Source organism: Atribacter sp. (assembly GCF_035418125.1).
GTDB classification, from domain to species: domain Bacteria; phylum Atribacterota; class Atribacteria; order Atribacterales; family Atribacteraceae; genus Atribacter; species Atribacter allofermentans.
Genome location: NZ_DAOLQM010000020.1, coordinates 1 through 17,081, shown reverse-complemented (window position 1 = coordinate 17,081; position 17,081 = coordinate 1). Strand labels below are relative to the sequence as shown.

At 38.0% G+C, this 17,081-nt stretch carries 15 protein-coding genes; 1 reads left to right on the top strand and 14 read right to left on the bottom strand.

Annotation, left to right across the window (positions count from 1 at the left end; translation table 11 throughout):
- The 14 genes from PLK24_RS02490 to PLK24_RS02425 form a co-directional block, all read right to left on the bottom strand.
- On the bottom strand, positions 1-535 hold a 535-nt coding region (locus tag PLK24_RS02490; protein WP_324476185.1), incomplete at its 3' end, for a beta-L-arabinofuranosidase domain-containing protein.
- 16 nt (positions 536-551) lie between these two features.
- On the bottom strand, positions 552-2,042 hold the full coding sequence (locus PLK24_RS02485) for an alpha-N-arabinofuranosidase (protein WP_324476184.1): 1,491 nt from the start codon (positions 2,040-2,042) through the stop codon (positions 552-554).
- A 75-nt stretch (positions 2,043-2,117) separates the two neighbouring features.
- A complete protein-coding gene (locus tag PLK24_RS02480; RefSeq protein ID WP_324476183.1) occupies positions 2,118-3,116 on the bottom strand; it encodes an ABC transporter ATP-binding protein in 999 nt (332 codons plus the stop codon).
- Positions 3,113-3,976, bottom strand: a complete 864-nt coding sequence (locus PLK24_RS02475) for an ABC transporter permease (protein WP_324476182.1) — start codon at positions 3,974-3,976, stop codon at positions 3,113-3,115. The genes PLK24_RS02480 and PLK24_RS02475 overlap by 4 nt, the downstream gene beginning before the upstream one ends.
- Before the next feature lie 33 nt (positions 3,977-4,009).
- Positions 4,010-5,044 carry an ABC transporter permease gene (locus tag PLK24_RS02470; protein ID WP_324476181.1) on the bottom strand — a complete coding sequence of 345 codons (1,035 nt, stop codon included), beginning with the start codon at positions 5,042-5,044 and terminating at the stop codon, positions 4,010-4,012.
- Positions 5,045-5,146: 102 nt separating this feature from the next.
- Entirely contained in the window at positions 5,147-7,069 is a 1,923-nt protein-coding gene (locus tag PLK24_RS02465) for an ABC transporter substrate-binding protein (RefSeq protein WP_324476180.1), read from the bottom strand.
- 115 nt (positions 7,070-7,184) lie between these two features.
- Positions 7,185-8,156, bottom strand: a complete 972-nt coding sequence (locus PLK24_RS02460) for an ABC transporter ATP-binding protein (protein ID WP_324476179.1) — start codon at positions 8,154-8,156, stop codon at positions 7,185-7,187.
- A gap of 598 nt (positions 8,157-8,754) precedes the next feature.
- Positions 8,755-9,759: an amidohydrolase family protein gene (locus PLK24_RS02455; RefSeq protein WP_324476178.1), complete on the bottom strand. Its 1,005-nt coding sequence runs from the start codon at positions 9,757-9,759 to the stop codon at positions 8,755-8,757.
- A gap of 119 nt (positions 9,760-9,878) precedes the next feature.
- Positions 9,879-10,733 (bottom strand): carbohydrate ABC transporter permease, encoded by an 855-nt coding sequence (locus tag PLK24_RS02450; protein ID WP_324476177.1) that lies wholly within the window; start codon positions 10,731-10,733, stop codon positions 9,879-9,881.
- Positions 10,730-11,566 (bottom strand): carbohydrate ABC transporter permease, encoded by an 837-nt coding sequence (locus PLK24_RS02445; RefSeq protein ID WP_324476176.1) that lies wholly within the window; start codon positions 11,564-11,566, stop codon positions 10,730-10,732. The genes PLK24_RS02450 and PLK24_RS02445 overlap by 4 nt, the downstream gene beginning before the upstream one ends.
- A 175-nt stretch (positions 11,567-11,741) precedes the next feature.
- Positions 11,742-13,061 (bottom strand): extracellular solute-binding protein, encoded by a 1,320-nt coding sequence (locus PLK24_RS02440; RefSeq protein WP_324476175.1) that lies wholly within the window; start codon positions 13,059-13,061, stop codon positions 11,742-11,744.
- Positions 13,062-13,212: 151 nt separating this feature from the next.
- Positions 13,213-14,223: a Gfo/Idh/MocA family protein gene (locus PLK24_RS02435; RefSeq protein WP_324476174.1), complete on the bottom strand. Its 1,011-nt coding sequence runs from the start codon at positions 14,221-14,223 to the stop codon at positions 13,213-13,215.
- A 552-nt stretch (positions 14,224-14,775) separates the two neighbouring features.
- Positions 14,776-14,934 carry a hypothetical protein gene (locus PLK24_RS02430; protein WP_324476173.1) on the bottom strand — a complete coding sequence of 53 codons (159 nt, stop codon included), beginning with the start codon at positions 14,932-14,934 and terminating at the stop codon, positions 14,776-14,778.
- A gap of 75 nt (positions 14,935-15,009) precedes the next feature.
- Positions 15,010-15,141, bottom strand: a complete 132-nt coding sequence (locus tag PLK24_RS02425) for a hypothetical protein (RefSeq protein ID WP_324476172.1) — start codon at positions 15,139-15,141, stop codon at positions 15,010-15,012.
- 314 nt (positions 15,142-15,455) lie between these two features.
- Here PLK24_RS02425 and PLK24_RS02420 point away from each other — a divergent pair, with 314 nt between their 5' ends.
- Positions 15,456-16,877 carry a DUF1254 domain-containing protein gene (locus tag PLK24_RS02420; protein ID WP_324476171.1) on the top strand — a complete coding sequence of 474 codons (1,422 nt, stop codon included), beginning with the start codon at positions 15,456-15,458 and terminating at the stop codon, positions 16,875-16,877.
- Positions 16,878-17,081: the final 204 nt, after the last annotated feature.

The following is a 17,081-nucleotide window of genomic DNA, read 5'->3' as shown; positions in this document are numbered from 1 at the left end:
AAACGATATGGTTGGCCAATCGTGTAATTGTTTCAAAAAAACCGGTTTTACCAGTTACTTGGTAATGGGCTACAGCTGCTTCAATCATATGGCCTGCAGTGTAGAGTTCATGATTCTCACGGAGATTAGTCCAACGCCTTTCAGGCTCTTTTATAATGAAATAGGTATTAAGATAACCATCCGACTGCTGAGCTTTCATTACCAGATTAACACTTTCATCAAGCAATCTTTCAAGATCTGGGTCACGATAGTTTAGGAGACAGTAACTTGTTGCCTCAATCAATTTGGCAACGTCGCTGTCTTGGAATACCATTCCATAGAATTCACCAGATGAATATCCAGCAGCAATACGAAAATTTTCTAAAGCATGGCTTTTTGGTGCTCCAGGAATATCATCATTTAAAATTTTCCATTGATAGGGAACAATCACTTCTCTCAGTTTTTGTAGACGTTGGCCCCAAAAAGTATTTTGGTTGAGTATCTTTACACTTTTCATTTCTATCGGTTTTTTCTTGTTGATACCTTTTTCCATCATTGGTTTCCCTTTCGAGTCAGTTTATGCCAGTTTGAAGAGGAAACTCAAAAACCGACAAAGAATGAGCAGGAATTTGAAGTGAAAACACCCGGTCTGGGATTGTCATCCTTCTTGAATTGATCTTCACTCGGCTCGGATTTTCAAAATCATTCCTATCCATTACGTCTGAGGAGTTAAGCTCGAAGCAATTGGCATCCTTGGTAACATCTAAATCAGAAAGATCGACCTTGACCTCCAGGTTCTTGTCCAAATAGTAATTTCCTAAAGCAAGACACATCATATGGCGTTTTTCATCATAGGTAGCCGATCCATCAAGATAGGGAACATTGTGAAGTTGAAAAGATAACTGCCCTTCAAAGAAACTCTTTGCTTTTATCGAATATCTATCTGCTGCGATTTCTATACCCAGACGCGTTCGGCCCGTATGGTTCACGAACATGTCAAAAACATGATAGATGGGTGTCAAAACTATGCTTTGGGAATTGGTTTTTATCATTCCCAAAGCATTGACCATTTGAGCTAGATTGGCCATTTGAACCGAATCACACTTGCGGTGCAGGGCAAAAAATACACCGGCAGCAAACAAAGCATCTTTTAAACTATAAGGTTCTTCAAGAAAGATCATCTTTTTTTCTATTATCTCGACTTCTGGTATAACCTGATACCAGACATTCCATTCATCAAGGGCAATTTTGATATGATCAAGTTGAAGATGCTTAATTAAGCTATCTAAAAGTTGTAGTCGTTCTTCAACATAGTACGCAGAAGCTACTGTGTCATAGTAATTATTCGAGCCATGGTACTGGTGTATAGAAATATAATCAATTACTTTCCCGGCATGTTTCAATACCGTCAGGTCCCATTCCGGATTATCGGCTCCTACTGCTATGACTTTTATTGAAGGATCGATACCTTTCATGAACAGGGCATACTGCCGTAACTTTTCGGAATATTCATTGGCGCTGCTATGACCAACTTGCCAATCACCGTAAACCTCGTTTCCGATCCCCCAATACTTAACTCGATAAGGAACCGAGTTTCCATACTTTTTGCGCAAATCAACATATTCAGTAGGAGTGTCAAGATTGGTGTATTCTAACCAACTCAATGCTTCATCAAGGGTACTGGTTCCTAAGCCAATAGCGAAGTAAGATTCTGCTCCAATTTCCTTACAGTATTCAATGAATTCGTCGGTTCCAAATTCGTTGCTTTCCAAACCTCCCCAAATATAATTTAAACGAGTCGGCCTTTTATCGAGTGGTCCAATTCCATCTTGCCAGTGATAGGCTGATACAAAATTGCCACCGGGCCATCTCAGAATTGGACACTGAATTTTCTTGACAGCTTCTAAAACATCTTTTCGAAATCCACGCTCATCAGACTTCGGTGAATTCTTATCATAAATACCACCATAAATACATCGGCCCAAATGCTCGATGAAATGACCATAAATGAGATCATTTATTTCACCGGTTTTCACTTTCCATACTTTAACATAACCATTCATTACCTTCCCTCCCCAGTTTATTTCTCTTTCAATCTATCTAAAATATACGAATAAATAAGTCGATAAAAAAAGGGATTACCGGTATAACCAACATGCAACATAGTGCTGTTGAGAATCAATATTAAGCAATTCAGGTCTGGAATCGGAACACACTTCTTTACCTCGAGGGCATCTTGGGCAAAAACTACAACCAGGAGGTGGATTAGTAAGACTAACCGGGTTCCCTGGGATCGATTTTTTTTCTGTTTTATCACCAATTTTAGGTATTGATGAGAGTAGAAACTTCGTATAAGGGTGAAGGGGATTGGCAAAAACTGATTTAGTTGAGCCAAATTCTATAATACAACCACCATACATGATTGCCATCATATTTGATAAACCAGGAACCAAGGAAATGTCGTGGGTAATAAAAATAAATGTACTTTTTGATTGATTCTGAATAGTGCTTAAAAGTTGTAAAATATCACGTTGAGTGACAACATCCAGAGCCGATGTTGGTTCATCAGCAATGATTACATCTGGTTTTAAAAAAGTAGCCAAGGCTATGACGCTCCTTTGCCTCATTCCTCCAGAAAGTTCAAAGGGGTAAATGCGTAAAACATAAGAAGGAAGATTTACCATTTCTAAATGATCTTTTACTTTTTGTTCGTCAAAAGTTTTTCCATGGGAGTTTGCCAGGTCAGAAAATATATCTCTTAATCTTCTAACCGGATTGAGAGCACTTAAAGAACCTTGAGGGATATAAGAAATTCTTTCCCACCAAATATTCTTTAGGTCGTTGCCGTTAGGAGAGAGCTCATATTTTTGATCACCAAAATGATAGCAAACTTTTCCTTCTATTATCGATAGAGTTGAATCGACAGCCCCATATAATGCTCTGGCTAAGGTTGTTTTGCCGCAGCCAGATTCTCCGACTATCGCTAAAAAACTATTTCCTTCAATATTTATTGACACATCTTCAACTGCTTTAATCTCTTTCACGATTCCATATTGTTCGGTAGTATAATAGGCTTTTAGGTTAGCAACTTCTAATAATACTTGAGTTTGTTTCTCTTGTTTAATCACCTTGCTCATCTGCTTAGCACCCTGGCCCGTGGATTAATAAAGTCTGTCATGCTCACAAAAAGAAGGTATAGTGAAGTAAAAAGAAGGATAATAAAGGCAATTGGGATAAATATCCACCACCATATGCCCATTACCATGGCTTGCTGCTGTATAGCCCAGTAGGTTATGGTTCCCATCGTCGGAATGTCCAAGGAGGTGAGACCAAGAACCGATAGAGTTATTTCAAAACCAAGGGACCAAAGCATATTATTTATGGTGGTCGCCAGCACAATGGGAAGAATGTGAGGAAAATACTCGTAGAAAATCAGTTCCCAAGTATTTTCACCTGAGAAAATAGCGGTTATAGTAAACTTTTGCTCTCTTAAACTCAGTACTTGAGATCGAATTAATCGTGCATCCCATGGCCAACCAAATAGAGCTAGAACAATAGCCAGAGTCGAAAGGTCCATTTCTCTGGTTAGAAGCTTTAAAAATATCAATATTGGGAAGATAGGTAAAACAATGAATGAATCACAGAGAAAAATTAACATTTGATCAATAATTCTTCCTTTATATCCTGCTATAACACCGATTATTATGGCAATTAAACGAGATAAAATTGCCACTTCTAACCCGAAAATAAGCGAATTTTTTAAGGCAAAAGTCATCATCCAGAAGAGATCTTGCCCTCTACCATTGGTTCCGAACGGATGGCTCAATGAAGGTGGGCGGTTGATTGGAGCATAGTAGGATGCACGAAAGTCATAAGGGGAAAATAAAGATATGATGGCAAAAATTATCAAGAGAATAAGAATAAGCAGAGGAATTCTAAATCGTAAATCGTGTTTGAAAAGTCTTTTTGTTGTATCTAAAATAGCTATGGGAGTCAATCTCGGTTCCCTCCTTATAATGGCACTATACTCTTAAGAAGTACCACCCGTATACTGAATTCTAGGGTCAATAAAAGGCAGCAAAAGATCAACAAATAAGGTAGCTAATGCCACCGACACGATCGAACACAAGGTAATACCCATAACCAAGTTGTAATCTGATTGCATTATTGCAGTGAAAGCTAAAGTTCCCAAACCAGGATAATTAAAAACAATTTCAGTAATAATGGTACCGCTAAAGACTGTTCCGAGTTGCAGGGCAAGTCCGGTTAATTGAGCAGGCATAGCAGTTTTCATGACATAGTTTCTTAGAATCATTTGGTCTTTTAACTTCATTTGTTTGGCAAATACGACAAAATCTTCATGTATAATGTTTGAAGTGAGATTTCTCATATTGAGAAACCAGGCACCCATCCCAATGATTATCAACGATAAAGCAGGTAAGAAACCATGTTTGGCAACACTTTTCAAAAAAACCCAACTGTAAGATGGTTCAATTCCAATTTGGAAAGCTCCTCCTGCAGGAAACCATCGCAAAATATAAGCAAACACAATTAAAAGAGCAAGGGCAAAAATGTAATAGGGGATTGGTCGTACAGCATTAGAAAGCATTTCAAAAATTTTAACCCAAAGACTTTTACTTCGGTAAGTGGCTATTCCTCCTAAGATAGTCCCTATTACCCAAGCTATCATGGCAGTTAAAACGAGAAGCCCTGCCGTCCAGGGGAGTGATCTATAAATCAAAGTGATGACGGGTGTTGGAAAAGATGCAAAAGAAGGTCCTAAATTTCCTTTGAGCAGCTCTTGCCAGTAAGTAATATATTGCTGAAACATCGATCCTTCTAAACCATAGAGTTTTAAAAGTTCATCCCTCAATTTTTCCACGCTCTCAGGCGGTAAATAAGATCCAGCCATTTGTACTCTCCTAACAGCGACTTCTGCGGGACTTGCTCCGGGGATTAATCTTGGAATTAAAAAAGTGATGGTAATGCCTACAAAAATCACCAACAGGCAAACGATAAATCTTCCAAAAAAATATTTTATGAAAAATTTAAAAAAATTACTCACAAAATTTTCCTCCTGATTGGGGCTTCATCCTATAAGGAAGCCCCCGCTTTTCCCATTCAAAGCGGAGGCTTCACTCATTCCAATTCTTTCCGAAGTTAGCAACTATTCTTTTGAAATTGGCTGTATTTTAATAAACATAAATCTGGTATTTCCCCAATTTGGCACTGGATTGGTATAGGGATTACTCGAGGTGGGATAACCAGTCCAATAGGTTTCATCACAAACTGTAAATACGTTGTAAGAGAATATTGGAATTATAGGCATGTCTTCTACACAGGTTTTTATATACTGAAGTCCGAGATCGATAATTTTATCAGTTTCTTTAAAGAAATCGGTACGCCTTAAATCATCAACAACCTGGTCAATTTGTTCACTTTTATACCGCATTGGATTCTTCGCCACAGTGAGTTCGCCAGTAGGTCTATAATAATCAGAATGCCAAGATTCGAGGAACCAGAAGAGGTCTGGGTGTCCTCCCCAGGTCTCGATACACCATGCCCAATAAATCGTATTGGGATCTTCTCCGTAGTTTAATCGGTTCCATAACATAGTTGGTTCTACTGCATCTATTTGAGCATCGATACCAAACCTACGCCATTGTTCAGCAACCGCTGCCGCAGCTCTAGTCATTACCGATCGGGTAGCCGCTTCACACAAAATGGATATTTTCCAAGGGGTCCCATCTGGCAATAACCACTTTCCATTACCATCTTTTTTGAATCCCGCTCCCTCCAACAATTTACCGGCGGCTTCGAGATCATATTTCCACCAACCATATCCAACCAGTTTTCTTATTTCCTGGGGATCATCGGGTATTTTATGACCAAATGCATATCTTACTGCTTCGGCAATTTTCGTAGAAATTTCTGGATCATAAGGTTTATAATCCTCTCCACCTACTTTGAGAGTAAAATCTTTGAGCCAGGGCTCTATCTTGTCAAAATACCATCCTGGGTATAAACCGGTGGGAGGAACGTGAATGGGGGATACAGTAGCACAACCGTTATAAGCCTGAAGGGCAACCTGAACTATATCCAAGGATAAGGTGAGTGCCCATCTGACTTCCTTAAGGTTGTAAGGAAAGTGCTCATGATTCATTATCAAGGAAGGCAAAGTTGGATCGGGATGTGCCCAAGGCCAGCCATCAAACCAGGTAACACACTGTGGATTATTTTGATACAGAGTTATGGCACCTTCCGGAGGCAGGTCGTGAACAATATCAAGTTCATGCGCCATCTGATCCATGACTTTTTTCTCAGGAGACGCTATTCCTTTGTAGAGAACATATTTAGGTCCTGGTTTTATGCCATAAGCTACACCAAGATCGGATTTGTCCCAATCTTCTCTCAATTCCCATAAGAACCAATACCCATTAGGATCAAAAGATTTTAGAACGTAGGGTCCGGTTCCAATTGGTGGATTAAAGGCAAAAGCAAGAGGATCTTCGGCTTTTTCGAAGATATGTTTGGGCAGAATATAGCAAGCCGACCATCTAACTGTAAAAACGGTATGGAACCTTCCATTAGGCTTGGTCAGTTTAAATTTAACCGTAAAGTCATCTATTCTTTGACTTTCCGCTACATTAACCTGCATGTAAGCACCCCAAATCATTTCGGGGTGTGCTTTTAAAAGTTCTACCGTATAAATAACATCATCTATAGTAAATGGAACACCATCACCCCAATGTATTCCCTCCCTCACTTTTACTGTCATTTCTGTGTAGTCTTCATTATAAATAGGGGGTTCAGCTGCTAACAGGTTAATCCAGGGATCTCCTTCAATACCTTCATCGGGGTCGATATACCACAAGGCTCCCAGACATAATTGTTGGAGACCGGTTGAATAACTTAATAAACCTCCTCCCCAAAGGTTAAATCTCCCTGGGTCGAGAGAACGACCCGACGGATCTTCAATGACGATAACTTCATTTCTGGGGATTCCTGGGAGGATTTCCTGGGCAAAAGCAACGGTACCCAACACCAAGAAAACTATGGTTATCAAACATACAAAACGCCACCGTAACACAAGATTTCCCTCCTTTTAAATTCTTTTTAAACCAAGGTAATAAACATTTTTACCACAAAGAAATCTCAACCACTAACCATTCAAAAATTCTCTCTTCACACATCAAATCCCTCCTTCATACATTTTTATAAAGCCAACACTTTACGGCAACACTATCGATGATTACATCAGGAGGTATTTCTTTTTTACAAATATCTTTAGCATTGGAGCACCTAAATGCGAACTTACAACCTTGTTTAAGAAATTCTTCGATTTCCAAAATCCGTTCTTCCTTGGTTTTAGTCTCAGGCTTTATTTCCACCTCATCAGGATTTGGAACAGATTCTTTCAGTAAGATAGTATAAGGATGAAGAGGATTGAGTAAAACTTTTTCGGCAGGCCCAACTTCTACAAGACAACCTCGCAACATAACGCCAATATAATCGCTAATATAATATGCCGTAGCCAGGTCATGAGTGATATAGATGATATAGAGTTGTTTTTCTTCTTTGAGTTTTCTAAATAAATTAAGAACAAATACTCGAAGAGAAGCGTCCAACATGGAAACCGGTTCATCGGCTACAAGCAGCATAGGATTGACCATCAATGCCCTGGCGATTGATAATCTTTGCAATTGCCCACCAGAAAATTCATTTGGGAATTTATCCTTTACCTCTTCCCAGGTGAGAGCAACAGAGCTTAGTGCTTTTTCAATCACTTTTTCGAAAGAGTGGCCATTTTCATTAGTGATGCGGAGCTTTTTAATTACTGAATGAAAATAGGTTTCCACTTTTTTCAAGGGATTGAACGTTTCATAAGGATTCTGAAAAACCGGTTGAACTAGTTTCATAAAATCAAATTTTCTATAGCTCTCTATGTTTTTTCCTAAAAAAGTAATTGAACCTTCAGTAGGCTTGAGAACTCTGAGGAGGAAATTAGCAAGGGTGGTTTTTCCACTTCCGCTTTCACCAACTAAAGTGAAAACTGCTGGTTTTCTTTCAAGTTCCAAGGTAATGTCCTGAACAGCAAGTATTTTTACCTTAGAAAAAAAAGTGCCAACTTGAAACTCTTTGGTAAGATTTTTGAGAGTAAGAAATGAATCACTCACTTTTCCTAACCCTGAATATAGACTATCGATTCAAAAGATGTTATACCTCTTGAATAAGGAAAACAGGGTAGTAGATTAAATATCTGGGGTTTTTCTCTTATTTTTTAACAATCCTTGTTGAAGAAACGGTAAGTGTGAATATTTTGAGGATTGCAACACCTAATGAGTCCAAGGGTTCTATTTATTTAACCACACTCACTAGGCGATATTACTTATTCTAATAAATAAAAAACTATCGAGATGTTTTTTTGCTCTTATTCTATTTATATAAATATGACTTAGTAAATTAATTAAAACATAATCACTCTATAAAATCAAGTTGACAATTTGAAGTCAAAATACCTTATAATAAGGCTCTTCCAAAAGCTAGAAAACCATGATGAAGGTTGTCCTAATCCAATCTTTCCTTGCGAATACAATACTTATGGCTCGAATCAGTCATGCTCAATAACCAAGAAGAGGTCCCTTGAATTCATCCACCCAAAGCACTCATTCTTTCAAAATTTGAGCGTGATAGAATAGAGCCCAGTTGAGCATTCTTATTTTCTACTTCATAACAAATCAGAAAAGGAAACTTTTTTTCTTGGTTATTGAAAGATTATTGCTTATTAATCCTTAATATTCGACTTAGATTTTTATAATAAACTTTTCCTAATACCTCATCGGGTAAATAAATCCCATAAATAAACCAGCGACCTTGTCGTGGTGGGTAAGTGGGATCATAATTAAAATATTCATCATCGGTTTCTAAAAACCGCGCATAGATTTGATACCATACTTTATCGGGGAGTCGATCAATCCCAAAAATGATGCGGTCAGCATATTGTATGAAAAACTTTCTTGTTGTGTAAGGTTGTCTTCCTAATTCACCAATTCTTTCTGATATATCCACACATAAATTAGGACACTCGTCTAATAGAGAAGATACCCAAGTAAGATTTTCAGCATAACTGGCTACATGACAACCAATAAACTGGGTTTTCTTATGGCGACGAATCCGATTGGCAAATTGCTCTATAACTTCTAAAAAAGATGGGAATTGGGGACCAAAAAAACTCCATTCGGGATGCTCCCCAAGGTCATCGATTCTTTCATTAAATTGGTCAACGGGATCAAAAAAAGCAACTGGATCAGAGATATGCATATACACTGGGATTTTCAACGAGGCAGCTGTTTCGAAAATTGGATCTAATCTTGGATCGTCCACTTTGACTAAATTTCCTTGCGGGTCTTTAATATGGAGCCCCAGATTTTTCCATATTTTAATACCCGAAGCTCCCAATTTTACTTGTTCTTCAACCTGCTTGGCCGCCCAGTCTCCAAATTTGCTTCCTTTTTCTTCCCATTTGGACCAATCAATTCCTCCCATATGATAAAAACGGCCTGGAGCTTTAACTTTAAATCTTTCTATATGAGTTATTAGCATCTCCTTGTTTTCCATGCCATCAAGGTCAACAATCACACCCACATTCATTTCATCCATCATCGTCAATAATTCTTCTACTGAATGTTCCATCCAGTAGCTTCCCAATATCTCGAGATGGTTGTGACCGTCTATCAGGGGAATTTTCGGTTTTTCAATATTAGTTTTCTTGACAACCAACTTTGGTGTAGGATGATATTCAGCAAGTGTAATTTTCTTACTAATCTTGCATCTCCTCCTTTGTTAAACAGTTATTACAATTAAAGCCTTTTCTTATAGATTTTCAAAAATATAAGAGCTTAACCTTTCACTGCCCCTGAAACCAGACCTTGAACAATATACTTTTGCAATAATAAGAAAACAATGACTATTGGAATTGTAATCAACACTGATCCAGCAAATAAATAACCCCAATCAATTAGATATTGACCACGAGAACTACCAATCGCTAAAGGTACAGTCCAGTTTTCATAACTATTTAAAAAGGTTAAAGCAAACATGAACTCATTCCAGGAAAGGATTAATGCCTGAGTAAAAGTGACAACAAGGCCTGGAGCTGCCAAGGGGAAAACAACCCGAAACAAAGCTCCCACTGGACTACAACCATCAACTTTAGCTGCCTCATCGATACCAATCGGAATAGAATCAAAATAACCTTTTAAAAGATAGGTACAATAGGGAAGAGTGAGCGAAGTATAAGCAAAAACTAATCCCATTAAATTATCGATCAATTTTAAATCTCTCATCAATAAATACAGAGGGATTAATATCAATGATCCAGGAAGCAATTGGCTGAAAATGATCATATATTTTAATGAAGAATTCCCTCTGAAATGAAACCGCGAAAGTGAATAAGAAGCGAATGAAGCTAAAATAACGGTTATGACCGCAGTAAATAATGATACAACCATGGTATTCTTGAGGAAATTTACAAATCCAACACCCCCGTAAGGTTTTTCACGAATAAGATTTAAAAAAGCATCAAAGGTTGGTTGTCGGGGGATCCAAACTGGAGGGTAAGTAAATATTTCAGCTCGAGGTTTAAAGGAGGACGATATCATCCAAAAAAATGGGATAAGGACAAAAGAACACAAAAGAATTAGAAGAATATAAACAATTGTTTTTCTCACAATTTTATGTTTTTTGAAGGTCATCTTTCACTATCCATTCTATCCAATAGTCTAAGATAAAAAATTGTAAAAATCATTGTTACGATAAGCACTAAGACACCAGCAGCAGATGCTTCGCCCATGCGCAAGGCTTCAAAGGCTTTTTGATATATAAAAATAGTTATATGCTCGGTAGCGTGTGCCGGACCACCTTTATTAAGAACATACACAATATCAAAATCTTTAATCGTCCAGACCATTAATAATATAAAAATGGTTAGGGTAACTGGTCTAAGCGTTGGTAAAGTCACATACCAAAACTGTTTAAAATATCCTGCTCCATCAATTTCAGCGGCTTCATAATGCTCTTTTTGAATTCCTTGCAACCCAGCTAAAAACATTATCGCAACCCAAGGCCACCCTTTCCAAATATTAACAAACATGGCAACTGGTAAGGCTAAATCCTTATCCGAAAGCCACTTCACTGGTTCTTTAATAATACCAACAGCTGCTAACATATAATTGAAAATGCCGTATTGGTAATCAAACATTTGTACGAATAAAAGGCAAACCACCACTACCGGCATTGCCCAAGGGATAACGACAATCGATCGAGCAATTCCCACTCCTTTTACTTTTTCGTTTAAAAGAAGAGCGGCAATTAACCCAATCACGAATCGCAACAGCACAGTGATTACCACATATTTTATGGTGATGATAATGGAATTAACAAAGTATTTATTATCAAAGAAATTTAAATAATGCTTAAGGCCTACAAAGGGATTCATACCTGGGCGGGCTAAATAATTCTCAAAAAAACTCATTCCCACAGTTTTAACTATTGGATAAAGAACAACAATCGCCATCATCAAAACCATTGGTAATACTAAAATGTAAGGTAGTGATCTTTTTCCTATTTTTGGATTTAATATTTTGGCTTTTTTCGTGCTCATAGGTCATCCAAGATATTTTATTTTTCTTCGATTCATAAAAACTCAAGAAGGAAGGAAAAACAAATCCTTCCTTCTTGAGTTTTTTAAAAAATTAGATTATCTAAAAAAGAGATTTAATCTCTTCAGCTGCTTCATCTAACACGTCGGCAACATCTTCTTGATTAACAAAAGCAGCCTGAGCAGCATTAATCATTATACGGTTAATTTCTCCAAGCTCAGGAATTTCCGGGTCAAGAGTAGGTGGTTCATAATATCTTTCCTCAGCCAAGCTGGCTAATTTCGCATTTAATGGCCAAGTAGCGTAGTAATCAGAACCAGTTGAATATTCAGTATTAGACGGAATCATACCACATTCCGATACAAGTGCTTGAGCTTCTGGGGTCGCCATCCAAAGGAGAAATTTGATGGCTTCATCTGGATTTTTGCTGTTACTCGAAACTAAATGAGTAATACCATAGTTCTGTTTGTGGAAGGGATACTGCTTGCCATTGTAAACAACATCCGGCGATGCAATGATATCTAAATCATCCAGGAGTGCTTCATCATATTCCTTAGTCATACCAACAAACCAAGGTCCATCAATATTCATCGCTACCACACCATTCCAAAATAAATCACGTTCACCGGCTTTGTCGTATGGAGTAGGGGCAACCACTTTATGGGTAAATATCATATCTTGCCACCATTTGAAGGCATAATTCCATGCTTCATTACCAACAATAATATTATCTGGTTCAAAAGGCGGTTTATTGAGTTGAGTATAAGTGGCACCGATTGGATAGCAGATAAAAGTTTTCATTTCGTCGTATGCAAAAGCATGAGTTGAAATAACTGCACCGAAACCATACTGCATGGTTCCATCAGCTTTATTTTTGGTTAGTGTTTTTGCGACCTCGAGAAAATCTTCATTGGTAATGATGGTATCCGCATCGATTCCAGCTTCTTCGAATAATGACTTGCGGTAATATACTCCGCGCATTCCCGTTGCATAGTTAGCGATACCAATATAATGACCATTAAAAACCAATTCTTTTTGACCAATCAGCTTATCTTCTAATTCCGTTCCCTTGATGTATTGATCTAAGTTAATAAAAGCTCCAGTTTCCCCCTCGCGTAATGATGCATAGGTGGCATATCGTGCCGCAGCGTCCTGTAATTGGACAATATCTGCTTCAGTCCCGGAAACGATTTCGACAGCAAGCTTATCCCAATATTCATCATAGGCTGGGCCATAGTACACAATTTCTACATTTGGATTTTGTAATTCATACGCTTCTTTCAATAAATCAAAAGCTTTTTTGTGGGGGGCTTCAACATACACCGACATCTCAACCGTCAGGCGGACTTTTTCTTGGGCTACAACTGCAGAAACACAAACCAGAATCAACAATATTACTAATGGTAAGGTTAACTTCTTCATTTCTGCCTCCTTATATTGCAAAAATTCTAACTCCATGATTAAAAACACTTTTTGAAAAAATACCAAACCCTCATCTATCACTTTATTTTTTTATATTACATTACCACCTCCATATTCGCAGATTTATTTCTTACAAAATAACTAAAAAAAGCTATAGATTAAGCTCGATAATCTTACCTGACTCAATAGATTTTTCAATGGCTACCACAATTTTTGTATTAATGAGTCCATCTTCAACTCCCACTAAACAGGGTATATCTTTAACAACATGATCAATAAAATGCAAAATAGGTTCTTTAAAGAAACCGAACATGCGATCGAAACCGTCTTGCCGACCTCCAATAAAAGGTATTTGGTATCCTTCATCAGCACACATCGAAATCCCATTAAAGGTAGGTTCTAATTCCATTTTTCCATTGGTTGTAAGTATATCCATTCGAAAGTCAAGTGAAGGCCAGTTTTTTGGGACAATCCATGAAGTATCGATAGTAGCAAAAGAATCCTTAAAAATAATTTGAGCTTGAAGGGCATCATAAGTATCATAGCCAATTGATTTTAAAACCTTGCGTTTCCCGGTAGCGAAAACTTTAATTGGTTTCTGGTTATACAACCAACAAACCAGGTCAACTATGTGAGGTCCCAAAAACCACTGAGGTCCGGATTTTGCACTCCAAGATAACCATTTGGTAATCATTATACTGTTAGCCAAGCGAATGTAGGCACTCACTGGTTCACCATATTTTCCTGATTCAAGGTTTTGTTTCGCTTGTATAAAAGGGGCATTCCAGCGGTTTTGAAAATCGGTCATGAATTTGACGCCTTTTCGTTTTACTGCATCGGTGATGGCCTGAGCATCCTCAACATTGGTTGCCAGTGGTTTTTCAACAATAAGGTTTTTCCCGGCTTCGATAACTTTTAAGCTAATATCTCGATGGGCAAAATCAGGAGTTGCTACGCTAACAATACTAATTGAAGGATCATTGGTTATTTCTTGAAGATCAGTAGTAAAATTGCAATTATATTTTTTTGCTGCTTGTTTTGCTCGTTCCTGGTCTTGATCGCAAACCCAAGCTAAATCTACGATGGGGCTTTCTGAATATACCCGACAATGAGTATCTCCAAATATACCAGCTCCTATAACCGCTGCCTTAATTCTTTCCATAAAGACTTCCTCCTTTTTCTTTAACGTTAAAAATAATTGCAGCCATGTCAATCAGGTATAAGAATTTACCCTATATGATCATATTTATCAGCACTCCAATATCCATTTTTATCTTTCTATTGTTAATTAGTCTAACATAAACTATTTTATTTTGCGATAATATTAACGGTAAGGAACAACATAATATTTTCTTCATGAATTTGTTTTTACCTCCATTTTATTACTTAATACCGTATTTTTTAAATTCAAAAAAATGATCCGAACCAAAGGATTTTCATCGCTTATTTTTAAATTGAAATTTTTCATTGGGAATTATAATGAAAAAATCAATAAATTTTTTATAAAGAAAATAAAGTCCAACTAAAAAGTTCGAATTAATATCCCATCATAACCATGTAGAGATATACAGGAATCTTATTTTTACGAATTTGATCCTTTGTCAAGATTGAAATTTCTCCTTCTTTTTTTTTATTCTTTCTTAAAATAGAAGTTTTCTAAATTACCATTCATCTTTATATTTTATCTTTTAACAGGTTTTAGTAGCTTTAGCTATTAAAGTAAAAAAAAGAGTAAAGGGGAGGTAAGTATAGTTATGTCAAAAACGTAAGTAACATTAACAGTCGTACTCGGAGTTTTTCTCTTCACTATTTTATTAACCAGTTTAGCTGCTTTTGCTGCCGACTTTGTTCCGGCAGCTGAACTCAAAGCCACAGCCGGCGCATCACTCTTTGTGTTTCCTGTAGATCAAGTACCTGAAAAATCCCTGCGCATCGCTACCATCATGGTTCAGAACAATCCCTTTGGAATGGCAGTTATGAGAGGTTCAAATTTTGCTCGAGATATCCTCAAAGGTCGGAATTGCAAAGTCGACTGGATCTCGGTTCCAGACTTTGATCCCAAGAAGTTTGAGGACGTCATGCATTTTCCTCCCCATTGCCCCCTCGCACCCTCATTCTCTAAGGACATAAGAATCTCACCTGTCAACGCAAGCGTCATCCTGAGCGGTGCTTTCCCGCGTGAGGATCTCATCTGGCTCCGTCGTCGTCATCCTGAGGCTTCGCTTTATGAAGCCGTGAGGATCTCATCTTTTATTTGTAGAATTTTAAGAATCAACCTCACGGTTCATACTTACTCATTCACTTTATTTCCATGGTAATTATTTACAATGCTTACATTCAAATGTATTATGAAAAAAATGAATTAATTATTTTCTAAAAAAATGGAGGGGTAACATGAAAAAATTGAGTCACTATTCCTTCTTCATTACCTGTCTTTTTTTGATTATTCTGAGTGGTACTGCTATAGCCACCGAAAGCCTCTATGACATTGCTTATCAGACTTGTGTTTATGCCTATCCGTTAGTTTTAACCAAAGCGACTCAACTCAGCCAGAATATACCCGATAATCATTTTGTCCACTTTCGGAAACTCCCATCACCCAGTAATCGTGATATCGTCCGACCGAATCGTGATACCATGTATTCAATAGCTTGGCTCAACCTTAACAAAGGTCCAATACTTTTAACTGTTCCTGAGACTATAGACCGTTATTATCTGGTACAAATAATGGATATGTGGACTGATACCTTTGCCGGCCCCAGTTCTCGAACCACCGGTTCAGAAGGTGGCCGATTCCTTATTGTTGGTCCCAACTGGGATGGCCAGCTTCCTGAAACGACCTCTCCGGAAATCAAGGAGCTCATCAATGATTTCAGATTAATAAAATCGCCTACCAATCAGGTCTGGATCATGGTCAGGATTGAAGCTGGTAGCGAAGCAGAGTATCCCATCGTCCAAAAAATTCAAGATGGGTATCAGCTCGAGCAAATTGGAATTCCAAAAGATCAATCCAGCCAAATCCTATCAAACCCACGAAAAGATCCTCGTTTTCTTAAAATAACCCAAGCTATTGAAAAGGGAGCTGTAACCCCACCTCAAGTGATTGAACAGATGGACGCTGCTACTTTTTTTGAAATCTTTACTGAATTGATGATCGAAAATCCTCCCCATATTCAGGATTGGCCGATTGTTGCCCTCATGAGTCAGATAGGAATAATCCCGGGTAAGGCTCTTCACTTTGAAAGTTTAGATGAGAATGTTCAGAATGCTCTTAATCAAGCAGTTCAAGATGCTTTAAAAGACATCCATGTTCAAACACCGATCCCCTTTAAGGATTACTGGCGCTTCATGCCTATGTTTACTGGATCCTACGGCGCTAATTATATGTTCCGTGCTGCTATTGCTTTTACCGGACTGGGCGCGAATCTTCCTGAAGACGCCGTATACCCAGTGACCAATATCGATTGTAACTCCGAAATACTTGATGGAAGCAAAAATTATGTGGTTCACTTCGAAAAAGATCAGATCCCACCTACTAATGCCTTTTGGTCCCTCACCGTTTATGACTCGGAAATATATCTCATCGAGAATCCTATCCATCGCTATAATCTAACCAGCAGACAAAACGTAATGAAGCTCAATCCTGACGGTTCCTTAGATATTTATTTACAGAATTCTTCACCAGGGTCAGAGTGGGAGTCGAATTGGCTTCCGATTCCTTCCGATGAACCGTTCAGCATCACCTTGAGAATCTACTGGCCAAAACGGGAAGTTTTGGAAGGAATTTGGAAATTGCCCAAAGTCTGTCCTCGTTAGCAAGGATAGATATCCATACTATTTATGTATCAACAAATAAAGATGAAAATACCTATAAAACCGTTATTACTACGTCGTCCATCCCTTATTTGGTTGTACGACGTAGTAATCTCATCCACACCCACTCCGTCATTCTGAGGAGCGTCTTGTGCGACGTGAGAATCCCACCTGGCGCCACCGGCGTCATCCTGAGGATTCGTTCTC

Bases quoted from the DNA above. Each gene is read 5' to 3' on its own strand.
- PLK24_RS02435 (WP_324476174.1), bottom strand. From the start codon at position 14,223: ATGGAAAGAATTAAGGCAGCGGTTATAGGAGCTGGTATATTTGGAGAT.
- PLK24_RS02485 (WP_324476184.1), bottom strand. From the start codon at position 2,042: ATGAATGGTTATGTTAAAGTATGGAAAGTGAAAACCGGTGAAATAAAT.
- PLK24_RS02425 (WP_324476172.1), bottom strand. From the start codon at position 15,141: ATGACGTCCTCAAACTTCTTGGGATCAAAGTCTGGAACCGAGATCCAG.
- PLK24_RS02440 (WP_324476175.1), bottom strand. From the start codon at position 13,061: ATGAAGAAGTTAACCTTACCATTAGTAATATTGTTGATTCTGGTTTGT.
- PLK24_RS02420 (WP_324476171.1), top strand. From the start codon at position 15,456: ATGAAAAAATTGAGTCACTATTCCTTCTTCATTACCTGTCTTTTTTTG.
- PLK24_RS02445 (WP_324476176.1), bottom strand. From the start codon at position 11,566: ATGGTTTTGATGATGGCGATTGTTGTTCTTTATCCAATAGTTAAAACT.
- PLK24_RS02480 (WP_324476183.1), bottom strand. From the start codon at position 3,116: ATGAGCAAGGTGATTAAACAAGAGAAACAAACTCAAGTATTATTAGAA.
- PLK24_RS02450 (WP_324476177.1), bottom strand. From the start codon at position 10,733: ATGACCTTCAAAAAACATAAAATTGTGAGAAAAACAATTGTTTATATT.